Below are 12,520 nucleotides of genomic sequence, written 5' to 3' on the forward strand. Positions count from 1 at the left end.
CTATTTCGCTGATGCGTTAAAACTGTGAAGTGTGTTCATTGCTTTTGCATGATCCCCTGAGACAATCATCGGGATGTATCTCAACGTTTCATCAATCGCCTGTTGGGTAGAGTCGCGTTCAGCAATCGGTGCTTTGCGCAGAACAAATCCTGCAACTTGTTGAGCGCTGCCAGGATGTCCAATACCTAAACGGAGGCGGTAAAAATCTTTGTTATTGCCCATGCTGGCAATAATGTCGCGTAAACCATTGTGTCCACCGTGACCGCCGCCTTTTTTTAGACGTGATACACCCGGTGGTAGATCCAGCTCATCGTGAGCGACCAAAATGGATTGAACGGGAATCTTGAAAAAGTTCGCAAGTGCTGCAACGGCTTTGCCAGACCGATTCATAAAGGTCGTGGGGACCAATAGATGAACGGGTTGTCCGTTGATTAAGATCTTGCTGTAGAGCCCAAAGTAGTTCTTGTTGGGCAGAAGAGGTGAACTGTGTTGAGCAGCGAGCTGCTCAACCAGTTCTGCACCAGCGTTATGGCGTGTTTCGTGGTACTCAGCACCTGGGTTGCCTAGTCCGACAATGAGGCTGATACCTTCCATAAGCTGGCGCGTATTAGGCTATTAGCCTGCTACTTTAGCACCGCGTGGTGAGTAACAGTAACCGATGCCTTGGTCGTGGTCTTCGCCGCGACGCAGAGCAACGATTTCAACACCTTCTGGCAAAGCGATGTCTGAAAGGTGAGCAATCTGACCAGTCTGGATCTGAGAAAGGTCACAAGAGACTGACTCAGGAAGGTCTTTAGCTAGACAAGTTACTTCTACAACAGCTGTTTCTGCAGCGAATTTAGCAGATGCTTTAGCAGCCGCTGATTTTTCGAAGTTAACGAACTGAAGTGGAACGCGGATCTTAATGCGCTGGTTGTCATCGATGCGCTGGAAGTCAGCGTGAAGAACAACAGGCTTCGCAGGGTGGCGCTGTAGATCTTTGATGATTACAACTGTCTTAGTACCGTCTAGGTCTAGCGCGATTGGCGATGAGTAGAACGCATCGTTTTGTAGTGCTTTACTTAGTTCGTTTGCGCTTAGGCTGATGCTCTGTGGCTCAGCTGAACCGTAAACGATTGCTGGTACTTGGCCAGCGCGACGCAGGCGGCGGCTCGCACCTTTCCCCTGATCTTCGCGGGCAGTTACATTTAGAGTGAAGTTAGACATTTTATATACCTATATAAATTTAAAAACTGCAGGGACCCGCGACCAGATCTCTACAGCTTTGTTTGCCCCGAAGGGCGTTTAGTGAGCCGAAGCTCTTAAAATCAGCTGTTCTTAACGGAACATCGCGCTGATTGATTCTTCGTTGCAGACACGGCGTACCGCTTCTGCCAACATGGGTGCCAGTGAAAGTTGGCGAATTTTGCTACAGCCTTTCGCGGCTTCGCTTAGTGGGATGCTGTCAGTAACAACCATCTCATCAAGCTGAGAATTTGCAATGTTATCAATGGCTGGGCCAGAGAAAACCGGGTGTGTGATGTAAGAGACAACGCGTTTCGCGCCTTTCTCTTTCAATGCAGCTGCTGCTTTACACAGTGTGCCTGCTGTATCACACATGTCATCAACAAGAATACAAGTACGACCTTCAACGTCGCCGATGAGGTTCATAACCTGTGATTCATTCGCACGCTCACGACGCTTATCGATGATCGCAAGATCCGTATCAAGCTGTTTGGCGACTGCGCGAGCACGAACAACACCACCGATGTCTGGTGATACAACCACAACATCGTCATAGTTCTGGTCGTTAATGTCGTCTAGAAGAACAGGTGAACCGTAGACGTTATCAACAGGGATATCGAAGAAACCCTGGATCTGGTCTGCGTGCAGGTCTACTGTCAAAACGCGGTCAACGCCTACGTTGGTTAGCATGGTCGCCACAACTTTAGCGCTAATCGGTACACGTGCTGAACGTGGACGACGATCTTGGCGGGCGTAACCGAAGTAAGGAATTACCGCTGTGATACGTGTTGCTGACGCACGACGGATAGCATCAATGAAGACCATAAGCTCCATTAGGTTGTCGTTTGTCGGTGCGCAGGTCGACTGCACGATGAAAACGTCTTTACCGCGAACGTTCTCTTGAATCTCTACACTTACTTCACCATCGCTGAAGCGGGATACTGTCGCTTGGCCAAGATCCAAATCTAGGCGCTCTGCTACACGTTCTGCCAATGCTGGGTTTGCATTGCCAGTAAATACCATCATCTTAGACACGTCGTAGTCCTGCTCTTTGTCAAAAGAAATGTATGATGAAGTCGTTTGTTGAGGATCTGTCATCGTAATAAATGGCAGGGGTAGCAGGACTCGAACCTACGAATGCTGGAATCAGAATCCAGTGCCTTACCAACTTGGCTATACCCCTAGCGCTCTCCAGTGGTTTCCCACTAAATTTAAGAGGCGCATATTTTAAATTAGAGGCGCTATAAATCAACCCCTGTTGACTGTTTTTTACACAGAATCAGTGTGGGAATTGCCAGTCAGAGATGATTAAGGTGACATCCAGTTGGGTGTGGCTCATTTTAAGCTTGCGAGGTGCTGTCTTGCCGCTGCTAAGAGTCGTCTGTGCGAGCGTGCTAATCTGCCAGTCGTTTTGCAGAAATTGCCCAGGCTCTTTTGCAACGAAGGGTTGTCTTGGATCGGGTCTGCCTTGAATCCAGTAGAGGGCATGATTTACTGGAAGTTGCCAGCCCAATAACTCCTGCATCAAGGCTTCGGCTGAATCTGCTACGTAGCTCTGTTGATCGTCCGTTTCGAGCTTTGCAAAACGATCATTGCCGGTCAGTCTCATGACCTGGCGGCCAAAGGGGTCGATCAGCGCTAGGTCAAACGTCTGTTGGTTTTGGGTCCAGTTAAAGCGGGCGCTTTCGCTGATCTGATCTCCGCGTACACCGAGTTTTCCGCTCACACTAAAGGAGAAGTGAACGGGTTCAGTCAGCGGTTGCACAGGAATAGGTTTAGGTTTTGTTATGCACCCGCTTAGGTACGCGATTGAGCTGATCAGTATAAAAAGTTTTACAAGCTGTTTAGCCACTGCTCGGCCTCAAGGGTATGACGGTTTTCAGGGTGATCTTGAAGCAGAGTGTCCAGTAATGTCTTGGCTTCGTCAATCCGTTCCAATTTGGCCAGCACCTGAATGTAGTGTTTAGCGACCTCTGGGTCGGGAAAGGCTTTAAAGGCTTGTTCGATGTAGATCAGAGCTTCTTGATAGTTATTTGATAGATAAAACGCCCACCCCATAGAGTCGATGACTGCTGGATCGTCCGGGGTTGACTGGTAAGCCTCTTTAATCAGGTTAAATGCCCTCTCAAAATCGTCTGAATAGAGCAGCATTGAGTAGCCTAGAGCATTCTTAAGGCTTGGGTTCTCTTCATCCAATGAGAGTGCTAGTTCAAGGTTGATCAGCATCTGCTCAGGATCGATCGGTTCAAAAGCGATCGCTTTCGCATAAATGAGCGAGTTGGCTTGTGGAACAATTTTTAGCTGTTCGTCGATCAGATCGATCGCCTCTTGGTTGCGTTGTTGATCGAGTAACCATTCGGCGGCGATGCGGGTCAAAGGCTCTATACGTTCTGGATCTTGTTTGATGAGCGTCGCTAGGCGCACCTCTAACTCACTGCTAGATGTTGCTGGATCAATGAGCTCTAAGGTTCTTGCAAAAGCGTTTAGTAGATTGTCACCTGATTTAACCTTGCCGTAAGCGTTCAGAGCCGCTTCGGTGTTGCCACGCTGTTGCTCGATGGCTCCTTTGTAGAGGTAGATATCGCTGTTCTCTGGATCCATGGCAATCAGGCGGTCTATCCAACGCTCAGCCGGGTCGAGCAATTCGTTTTCCAGCAGTAGCAGTGCGTAGTAGTAGATCAGTTGTGGATCTTCATTACTCTCGTTGATGGCCGACTCAACTAGGTTAGGGACTTGATCTGGGCTCTCTATTAGAAGCAGTCGAATTTGGAAAGCCTGAAGCTCTCTGTGGTCTGTATGCTCTATTAGTGCAGGCTGCATGAGATCCAGTGCGCGTGGGATCTCTTCAAGGTCGATGCCAATGATGCGTGCCTTATCCAAAGTTAGATCGGCATTATTAGGATCAATGGCCAGCCCCTGATCAAGTAGATCAATGGCCTTGTTGGGTTGCTGAAGTGAGCGTTGGATGCGCGCTTGAAGCAGAATATTGGGTAGCTTTTGTTGTTGCTCTGGCCCTAGATGCTGAAGGAGATCGAACAGTGCATTGAGTTCCGTGGGTTGTAAGGTTGCACGGTGGCTTTCGATCAGGCCATAAGTCTCAGCACTAAATTCGGAACGGCTTGCTAGGAGCTCCAACGCTTGATCGATTTTGCCCTCTTGAAAGTAGAGGTTAAGCAAAATTTGAAAGGGTAAGGCTTTGTTTGGATCGAGCGTTTGCCATAGTGTTGCCGACTGCTCGACAAGCTCTGCATCACGCATGAATTGTGAAATGCGAGTAGCGCGTTCAGCCAGTTCAGGGCTTTGCGAGAGTTGTGCTTGCTTGTAAAAAAGTGCTTGGGATTGAGCAAAGTCCCGATTCTGACCATAGAGCTCAGCGCTGATCAAATCTAGCAAAGACTCTTGGTTAAGTTCGCCCGGTGTATAGATGGTAGTCGAGTCGGCGCTTTTAAGTTCTGCCTGCTCTGAAGGGCTGTTTGGTTTTGTAGGAGTACAACCCGCTAGAAGAGCCGAAAGGGCCAATGCACTGAATAATGTCGATCTCAAATCTCAACTCCTAGGTTACCAATCTCATCACTATAGAAAACCGATCGGGTGTTGTCATGTGTATAAGCTGCAAAACAGAACAAAAACAGTGGTCTAGGTCTTATTAGACTAGTCTTTACCGTGTATTATTAGCGACCTGTAATATTTAGGTACAAAAGGGATTCATGTCTTTACTCGCTTTAGGGATTAACCATAAAACCGCTCCGGTTGAGATCAGGGAGCGTGTCTCCTTTGCGCCCGAGTCTTTGGTTGACGCTGTAAAGCAAGCCTGTGAAGAGGCCGCACTTGAAGAGGTGGCTATACTCTCTACCTGTAACCGTACTGAGTTGTACTGCCGTTTAGAGGGTGATGGATCAGATCAGTTGCTCAACTGGTTGGCTAGCTATCACCAGGTCGATAAGTCACAACTCGCCAACTGTATCTATGAGCACTGGGATTTAGGTGCTGCACGTCACATGATGCGTGTCGCATCGGGTTTGGACTCCTTAGTGTTGGGCGAACCTCAAATCCTTGGGCAGTTGAAAGACTCATACTCTGTTTCGCAAGAGGCGGGACGAGCGCATGCAGAGTTAGGTCGACTCTTTAGACAGACTTTTTCTGTGGCCAAACAGGTTCGAACCGAGACCAGTATTGGACAGAACCCAGTCTCTGTTGCCTATGCGTCGGTCAGCTTGGCGCAGCACATTTTTGCCGATTTGGCGGATAGCCGAGCGCTACTGATTGGTGCCGGTGAAACCATCGAGCTGGTGGCTCGACACCTGAAAAATGCTGGAATCAAATCGATTACCATCGCGAACCGAACGCTATCACGTGCTCTGGCATTGGCTGATGAGGTAGATGGTAAAGCGGTTGAGTTTGCCTCTATCCCTGATGAGCTTCCTAACGCGGATATCGTGATTACCTCTACGGCATCGCAGTTGCCTATTTTGGGTAAAGGCAGTGTTGAGCGTGCGCTCAAGGTTCGTCGTCACCGTCCTATGTTTATGGTGGATATTGCCGTTCCTCGTGACATCGAAGCCGAGGTGGGCGATCTTGAGGATGTCTACCTCTACACCGTTGATGACCTGACGGAGGTGATCGAAGAGAATCAGCGCTCACGACAGGAGGCCGCGCAAGAGGCTGAGGCGATCATTGAGCAGGGTGCAGAACTTTTCATGCGTCAATTGCGTGAGTTGGATGCCGTCGATACATTGACTGCTCTTCGACAGCAGCAGATGAGCATAGCCGATGAAGAGCTAGAGAAGGCGCTATCGCAACTGCAAAATGGTAAGTCACCTGAAGAGGTGCTAAAGCGTTTAGCGAATGGTTTAACCAACAAGTTTTTACACGAGCCTAGTGTGCAGTTGCGCAAAGCGTCTGCCGAGGGTCGTGACGATCTGCAGCGATCGGTTCAAGAGCTGTTTCAACTCAATCCGCAATCGAAAGATTAGCGTCGGAAATTAAAGATGAAAGAATCCATACGTCAGCGACTGGAGTCGTTGGTTGATCGTTTTGAAGAGCTGTCGGCTCTGCTGAGCGATCCGAGTGTTATTAGCAATCAAGATCAGTTCCGTGATTACTCACGTGAATATTCGGACCTAGAGCCGATCGTCGCCACCTTTAACCAGTGGAATCAGGCGAAAGAGGATCAAGAGACCGCGCTTCTGATGATGGAAGAGGACGACGCTGATCTAAAAGAGATGGCGCAAGAGGAGTTCAAAGAGGCTAAAGCCCTAGAAGAGCAACTTGATGCTGATCTGCAAATTTTGATGCTGCCGAAAGACCCTAATGATGGTCGTAACGTCTTTCTTGAAATTCGAGCGGGAACCGGGGGTGATGAGGCGGCTATTTTTGCCGGTGATCTGTTTCGAATGTACTCACGCTATGCCGAGAAGATCGGTTGGCGGGTAGAGGTCATCAGTGCGAATGAAGGTGAGCACGGCGGTTACAAAGAGATCATAACTCGTGTTATCGGCGATGCCGTTTACTCTCGACTGAAGTTCGAATCGGGTGCGCACCGTGTACAACGTGTGCCTGAAACCGAATCCCAGGGACGCATTCATACTTCGGCCTGTACCGTTGCGGTAATGCCTGAGATGGATGAGTCGGCCGAAATCGATATCAATAAAGCGGACCTGCGAGTTGATACCTTCCGTGCATCCGGTGCCGGTGGTCAGCACGTCAACAAAACAGACTCCGCAATTCGTATTACGCACATCCCAACAGGTGTAGTGGTTGAGTGTCAGGAGGAGCGTTCGCAGCACAAAAACCGTGCTAAAGCGATGGCGCTGCTCGCCTCACGTCTGCAGCAGGCAGAGATCGATAAGGTGCAAGCGGAACAGGCCAGCGCCCGTAAAAGCTTGGTTGGATCGGGCGATCGTTCAGAACGTATTCGTACCTACAACTACCCTCAGGGACGTCTGACCGATCACCGTATCAACCTGACCCTCTACAAGCTAAATGAGGTGATGCAGGGTGATATGGATGAGGTTCTCAATACGCTAATGCAGGAGTATCAGGCAGAGCAGCTAACGGCGCTGTCTGACGATTAATTGATGCGCATCGACGAGGCCCTAGCGAAATCGGCAGAGCTGAAATCAGACTCTGCTCGCGTCGATGTAGAACATCTACTCTGCTTTGTCCTTCAAAAAGACCCCAGTTATCTTAGAACTTGGCCGGAAAAAGAGCTGACAGCAGAGCAGCTTAGCCAGTTTGATTCACTCCTAGTTAAACGGTCACAGGGCACTCCTGTCGCTCACTTAACGGGACGTCGTGGCTTCTGGTCGTTTGATCTAGAGGTCAATCAACACACGTTAATTCCTCGTCCTGATACCGAAACCTTGGTTGAGTGGGCCCTTGAGTTGCCTCTCAATTCGAAAGCATCTGCAGTCGACCTAGGTACAGGAACGGGTGCTATCGCCATCGCGTTGGCGCTGGAAAACCCTGCATGGCAAGTGAGTGCTGTGGAGTTCGTTGCAGAGGCCGCTGAGTTGGCAAGACGAAACGCAGTTCGTTTAGGCGCCTCTAATTTAACGGTGCTATCCGGTTCTTGGTTTGAACCTTTGGCCGGTCAGTACGATTTAATCGTTTCAAATCCACCCTATATTGATCCTAAAGATACTCATTTAGAGCAGGGTGATGTCCGCTTTGAACCCCTAACGGCATTGACTGCCGAGGATGAAGGGCTAGCCGATCTCTTCTATATTATTGAGATAGCTCCAGCCTATTTGAAGGGTGATGGCTGGTTGCTACTAGAGCATGGCTATGATCAAGCGGAGCAGGTGGCCAATAAACTTAAACAGGTTGGATTTGAACAGGTTGAAACACGGCAAGATTATGGGGGTAATCCCAGAATTACCGGTGGTTGTTGGAGAGTCTGATGTTAAATGATGAACAGTTATTGCAATACAGCCGACACCTTCTGTTGCCGGAAGTCGACGCGGCCGGTCAAGAGGCTTGGTTAAACGCCAAAGTGTTGATCGTTGGCTTGGGTGGATTAGGCAGCCCAGTTGCACTCTATTTGGCTTCGGCAGGTGTGGGTGAGTTGGTACTGGCTGATGATGATCGAGTCGAGCTAAGCAACCTTCAGCGTCAGGTGATCCATACGCATCAACGATTGGGTGAGTTTAAAGTAGAGTCGGCCCAAGCGCAGATTGCTGAGATCAATCCCAATACCCAGGCCAGCGTGATCACTGATCGATTAGATGGTGAGTTGTTGCAACGCACCGTCAGCAGTGTGGATCTGGTCGTTGATTGTACCGATAACTTCCAAACCCGCCATGCACTGAATCGAGCCTGTTTTGAGGCCGGTAAGCCGCTGGTCTCAGGTGCTGCGATTCGTTTTGAAGGGCAGGTCAGTGTTTATGATCCTCGCCACCCTGAAACACCTTGCTATCAGTGCCTCTATCCTGCGGATGCCAATGTTGATCAAAACTGTTCAACCTCTGGCGTGTTTGCGCCTCTTGTTGGTATGGTCGGTACGATTCAAGCAGCGGAAGCACTCAAAGTGTTGGCTAGCATCGGCGAGGTTTTAGAAGGGCGGTTGCTGCTTATTGATGCCAAGACGATGCAATTTCAAACGTTGAAGTTATCTAAGCGAGCAACTTGTGAGGTCTGTGGTTAAATCTTAGTGGGATTTAAAGCCAACTGTCTCTCAATGTTTTGTCAGCTACAATGCGGCTGGCGTAGCTTTGAAAGGTTTCAGAGGCTTCTGTTAACTGTTGCTCGTTCAGTCTGACACCGGACTCAATCAAAAACTTCATCAGCTCTCTATCTTCATTTTTAATTGCGAACACAATCGCTTCAGTCGCACCGTTGAGGTCACAGCCATGTTGTGACACTAGGCTGAGCAGGGCCATTCGATCACTCTCCCTATTGTTTACAATAAACCTACTCAGCTGATTGATTTGCTGGTTGGAGATGCGATTTAACCCCTCTCTTAGTAACACTCTTAGGGTCTTGATCGGCTGTTCAGTGGTGCAGGCTAATAGCCCGTAATTGAGCAATTTTTCAGTATCAGAGATCTGCAGCTTCTGCAGAAGTGACTCTAGATAGTCAGGTGCGGACTCGTGAATCGCCGCTTCAATGAGCTGTGTGGATGCAGCTGATAGATCAGCAGGGTCGACTCTGTTTAGGATCTCCCTAAAGCCTTTGAGATCCTCTTTGAGAAGAGCCTTTTTGAGTTTATCGATGTTTGATTTAAACAACTTACTCAGCATTGATGCCAAACATCCAAGAGTCCATGGCGATAGCGCTGTGTCGGACTTCGTCGTTCATATGTTTCAGATTGACCCACTCATCACCGGCCGCACCCAGTGCAAAGTAGAGCGGGATAAGGTGTTCATCAGTGGGGTGGGCGGCTTGTGCATAAGGGGCCACTGAACGGTAGTTCAGTAGAGTGGCCAGTTCACGTTTTTCCAGTCGAGTTTTTAGCCAGTCGGTAAACATGCTTACGTACTCAGGCTGCCCAGGTTGGCGAACATCTCTTAGATTGTGGGTTGTGCTGCCGGATCCAATGACGAGCACTCCCTCTTGTCTTAAGGAACGCAGTGCATACCCCATCTTGTAGAGTGATTCAGGCGTGCTGGTTCTTGGCATAGAGAGAGCCACAACCGGAATATCTGCCTCTGGGTAGAGATGTCTAAGCGGGGCCCAGACTCCGTGGTCTAAACCGCGTTGTGTATCCAACTCCACTTCATAACCGGCAAAGGTGAGTAGCGACTGCGTGTAAATCGCCAACTCTAAATCCCCTTTGGCAGGGTATTGAATGGCAAACAGCTCATCAGGGAAGCCGTAAAAATCATGAATGGTTTCAGGCTGGAGTGATGAGGTCAGTTTAATCCCGCCAGTAAACCAGTGGGGCGACATGATGAGTATCGCCTTGGGTTGCGGGTATTTTGCTAGCTCATCAAGGCGCTGCTGTTCAGATTCCCCGAACACCAATGCATCAAGCGGTGAGCCGTGGCTCAGATAGAAAGAGGGCAGTGCTTGTTTCATCAGTCGTTTGGATCCAGTCCCGTTGTCTTACGGCGCATCATTGGTGCATTGCCATCGCCTAATGCAGCAGCTGCTGGTTGACGACGCTTGCCGATATCCTTCTTATCGCGAGCGCGCTGTTTAACCTTAGGCTTATCGCTGCTCTTACGTTTATCAGACTCTTTGCGCTTTTTAGTACCCGCTGCACGGCCGTTCTTACGAACTTTTTCAGGTCCCTTGTAGTGACCTTTCAGTCCCGCAATGGATCGCATCTCAAACGTCACCTTAAGGTAGCGCTGGATGGTCGCGGATAGGTTCCACTCGTTCGACATGATCAGGTTGATGGCCAAACCTTTGCGTCCCTGTCGACCACTGCGGCCGATACGGTGAACGTACTCGTCACCCTTACGCGCCATATCAAAGTTGATGACGAGGTCGACACCTTCAATGTCCAATCCACGTGCAGCAACATCGGTTGCGATTAGGTGGTTGATGCGGCCATCTCTGAATAGCTGGAGAATACGTTTACGTTCCGGCTGCTCCATCTCGCCATGAAGAATGCCGATGCGACGACCTTCACGTTGTAATTTAGTACCAAGCTGCTCTGCAAAGGCACGGGTATTACAGAAGATAATCCCTTTCTCATGCTCTTCGTTATCTAGCAGCCAAAGTAGTATCTTCTCTTTGTGACCAGGGTGATCAGCTAGGATCATCTGCTGTGTGATCGTCTCAACAGCATCTTGTGCAGTCGCAAGCTGCAATCGAACTGGCTCTTTAAGACCAACATTGATGAGGCTTTGCAGTTTGCTGTGGTTGAGCGTTGCAGAGAGCAGAAGCGTCTGACGCTGTGCAGGGCAGGCATCAATAATAAAGCTCATCTCATCTTTAAAGCCCATGTCGAGCATGCGATCGGCTTCATCAAGAACAAGGTACTCAAGATCATCAAAATCGAGGGTGTTGCGCTCAAGGTGCTCTTTCAAACGACCTGGTGTGCCTACTAAAATTTCTGGGTTTTTACGTAGACGAGCGACCTGGTTTGACCAGTTTTCACCGCCACACACGCTCTGAACCTGAATTTGTGTAAATGCCGCTAGCTCTGCACACATGTTTTCGACCTGTTCAGCCAGCTCTCGTGTAGGGGTCAGAATCAGTCCGCGTGTGCCCGAGCGAGGTTTAGGCGTGTCGAGCAGCTTTTGTAGCAGTGGCACAACAAAAGCGAGTGTTTTACCGCTGCCTGTTTCTGCACCAACCAGAAGGTCTTTACCTTCTAACGCGACAGGGATGCTCTCCTGTTGCACTGGGGTGGGTTGAGTAATGCCCATTTGGTCGATCGCTTTTAAGATACGATCACTGATATCGAGTTCGCTAAACACGCAAAGTTCCTACATAAATGAATGGCGCGATTCTATCAGATTAGGCAACAGGGCTCTCTATTTATTGTTGCTATAGGTTTTAAATATGAAGTGATTAGTTTTAATTAATTTTATTAAAATATCTATTTCTCATATTCTAAATCTATCGAAACGAACGAGCTTTACATAAAAGGAGTCAAGCCATGATGAATCGAGAAGGACAAACAGTCCCACAGGTTACATTTCCAATTCGTGAAAGTAACGAGTGGGCTAAAGTCACTACAGATGATCTTTTCAAGGGTAAAACGGTCATTGTGTTTGCATTACCCGGAGCATTTACACCGACCTGTTCAAGCACCCATTTGCCTCGCTATAACGAATTGGCTCCTGTCTTCGCCAAAGAGGGTGTGGATAGCATCATCTGCCTATCAGTGAATGATCCATTTGTGATGGATGCCTGGGCTGGTGATCAGGGTGCAGAGAATATCTACATGCTTCCTGATGGTAATGGCGAGTTTACCGACGGCATGGGTATGTTGGTTGATAAAGCGGATCTTGGCTTTGGTAAGCGCAGCTGGCGCTACTCGATGCTGGTTAAAGATGGCGTCATTGAGAAGATGTTCATCGAACCGGATGTGCCAGGTGACCCATTCCAAGTGTCCGATGCCGACACAATGTTGAACTACATCAACGCCAATGCGGAGCAGCCTAAACGCGTCACTGTGTTTACCAAACCAGGATGCCCGCACTGTACGCGTGCTAAGAAAGCATTGAGTGAGGCTGGTTTCAGCTACGAAGAGATCAACCTAGGTGCGAAAGGACTAAGTTACTCGACACTAGCCGCTGTAACTGGTCAGGGAACAACACCGCAGGTATTCATTGATGGTCAGCGAGTCGGTGGAGCTGACGATCTAGAGGCTTGGTTGGCTAATCGTTAACTGTCTTAC

General features: G+C 49.1%; 13 protein-coding genes and 1 tRNA gene. 5 read left to right on the plus strand and 9 right to left on the minus strand.

Annotation, left to right across the window (positions count from 1 at the left end; genetic code table 11):
- The 6 genes from pth to XMM383_RS10310 form a co-directional block, all read right to left on the minus strand.
- Positions 1-594, minus strand: a complete 594-nt coding sequence (gene pth / locus XMM383_RS10285; RefSeq protein WP_173495052.1) for an aminoacyl-tRNA hydrolase — start codon at positions 592-594, stop codon at positions 1-3.
- 21 nt (positions 595-615) lie between these two features.
- A complete protein-coding gene (locus tag XMM383_RS10290) occupies positions 616-1,206 on the minus strand; it encodes a 50S ribosomal protein L25/general stress protein Ctc (RefSeq protein ID WP_173480640.1) in 591 nt (196 codons plus the stop codon).
- 111 nt (positions 1,207-1,317) lie between these two features.
- On the minus strand, positions 1,318-2,259 hold the full coding sequence (locus XMM383_RS10295) for a ribose-phosphate pyrophosphokinase (RefSeq protein WP_173480641.1): 942 nt from the start codon (positions 2,257-2,259) through the stop codon (positions 1,318-1,320).
- A 72-nt stretch (positions 2,260-2,331) separates the two neighbouring features.
- Positions 2,332-2,407 (minus strand) — tRNA-Gln (locus XMM383_RS10300).
- 96 nt (positions 2,408-2,503) lie between these two features.
- Positions 2,504-3,076, minus strand: a complete 573-nt coding sequence (gene lolB / locus XMM383_RS10305; RefSeq protein ID WP_173480642.1) for a lipoprotein insertase outer membrane protein LolB — start codon at positions 3,074-3,076, stop codon at positions 2,504-2,506.
- Positions 3,058-4,767: a tetratricopeptide repeat protein gene (locus XMM383_RS10310; protein ID WP_173484579.1), complete on the minus strand. Its 1,710-nt coding sequence runs from the start codon at positions 4,765-4,767 to the stop codon at positions 3,058-3,060. Before XMM383_RS10310 ends, lolB begins: the two co-directional genes overlap by 19 nt.
- Before the next feature lie 164 nt (positions 4,768-4,931).
- Here XMM383_RS10310 and hemA point away from each other — a divergent pair, with 164 nt between their 5' ends.
- From hemA to XMM383_RS10330, 4 genes are read left to right on the plus strand one after another with little or no spacing between them, the layout of a single operon-like run.
- Positions 4,932-6,197 carry a glutamyl-tRNA reductase gene (hemA, locus tag XMM383_RS10315; RefSeq protein WP_173480644.1) on the plus strand — a complete coding sequence of 422 codons (1,266 nt, stop codon included), beginning with the start codon at positions 4,932-4,934 and terminating at the stop codon, positions 6,195-6,197.
- A gap of 15 nt (positions 6,198-6,212) precedes the next feature.
- The gene (gene prfA / locus XMM383_RS10320; protein ID WP_173480645.1) at positions 6,213-7,298 is read left to right on the plus strand and encodes a peptide chain release factor 1; all 1,086 of its coding nucleotides are present in this window, start codon (positions 6,213-6,215) and stop codon (positions 7,296-7,298) included.
- A gap of 3 nt (positions 7,299-7,301) precedes the next feature.
- Positions 7,302-8,126, plus strand: coding sequence for a peptide chain release factor N(5)-glutamine methyltransferase (gene prmC / locus XMM383_RS10325; protein ID WP_173480646.1), 825 nt, complete (start codon positions 7,302-7,304; stop codon positions 8,124-8,126).
- Positions 8,126-8,869, plus strand: coding sequence for a molybdopterin-synthase adenylyltransferase MoeB (locus tag XMM383_RS10330; protein ID WP_173480647.1), 744 nt, complete (start codon positions 8,126-8,128; stop codon positions 8,867-8,869). The genes prmC and XMM383_RS10330 overlap by 1 nt, the downstream gene beginning before the upstream one ends.
- 13 nt (positions 8,870-8,882) lie before the next feature.
- Here the strand turns inward: XMM383_RS10330 and XMM383_RS10335 are convergent, their stop codons facing one another.
- The 3 genes from XMM383_RS10335 to XMM383_RS10345 are packed head-to-tail and all read right to left on the minus strand — an operon-like array spanning position 8,883 to position 11,594.
- Positions 8,883-9,464, minus strand: coding sequence for a hypothetical protein (locus tag XMM383_RS10335; RefSeq protein ID WP_173483586.1), 582 nt, complete (start codon positions 9,462-9,464; stop codon positions 8,883-8,885).
- The gene (locus XMM383_RS10340; protein WP_173495053.1) at positions 9,454-10,242 is read right to left on the minus strand and encodes a class III extradiol ring-cleavage dioxygenase; all 789 of its coding nucleotides are present in this window, start codon (positions 10,240-10,242) and stop codon (positions 9,454-9,456) included. The genes XMM383_RS10335 and XMM383_RS10340 overlap by 11 nt, the downstream gene beginning before the upstream one ends.
- Entirely contained in the window at positions 10,242-11,594 is a 1,353-nt protein-coding gene (locus XMM383_RS10345; protein ID WP_371731499.1) for a DEAD/DEAH box helicase, read from the minus strand. Before XMM383_RS10345 ends, XMM383_RS10340 begins: the two co-directional genes overlap by 1 nt.
- A 182-nt stretch (positions 11,595-11,776) precedes the next feature.
- On the opposite strand from XMM383_RS10345, the gene XMM383_RS10350 reads away from it, so the two are divergent.
- Complete coding sequence (locus XMM383_RS10350; RefSeq protein ID WP_173495054.1) at positions 11,777-12,511, plus strand: glutathione peroxidase; 735 nt, start codon at positions 11,777-11,779, stop codon at positions 12,509-12,511.
- Positions 12,512-12,520 lie beyond the last annotated feature (9 nt).

The organism is Marinobacterium sp. xm-m-383, assembly GCF_013283255.1.
Lineage (GTDB): Bacteria > Pseudomonadota > Gammaproteobacteria > Pseudomonadales > Balneatricaceae > Marinobacterium_E.

Coding starts and splice junctions, on each gene's coding strand:
- XMM383_RS10290 (WP_173480640.1), bottom strand. CDS start 1,206: ATGTCTAACTTCACTCTAAATGTAACTGCCCGCGAAGATCAGGGGAAA.
- prmC (WP_173480646.1), top strand. CDS start 7,302: ATGCGCATCGACGAGGCCCTAGCGAAATCGGCAGAGCTGAAATCAGAC.
- prfA (WP_173480645.1), top strand. CDS start 6,213: ATGAAAGAATCCATACGTCAGCGACTGGAGTCGTTGGTTGATCGTTTT.
- XMM383_RS10350 (WP_173495054.1), top strand. CDS start 11,777: ATGATGAATCGAGAAGGACAAACAGTCCCACAGGTTACATTTCCAATT.
- pth (WP_173495052.1), bottom strand. CDS start 594: ATGGAAGGTATCAGCCTCATTGTCGGACTAGGCAACCCAGGTGCTGAG.
- XMM383_RS10335 (WP_173483586.1), bottom strand. CDS start 9,464: ATGCTGAGTAAGTTGTTTAAATCAAACATCGATAAACTCAAAAAGGCT.
- XMM383_RS10330 (WP_173480647.1), top strand. CDS start 8,126: ATGTTAAATGATGAACAGTTATTGCAATACAGCCGACACCTTCTGTTG.
- XMM383_RS10340 (WP_173495053.1), bottom strand. CDS start 10,242: ATGAAACAAGCACTGCCCTCTTTCTATCTGAGCCACGGCTCACCGCTT.
- hemA (WP_173480644.1), top strand. CDS start 4,932: ATGTCTTTACTCGCTTTAGGGATTAACCATAAAACCGCTCCGGTTGAG.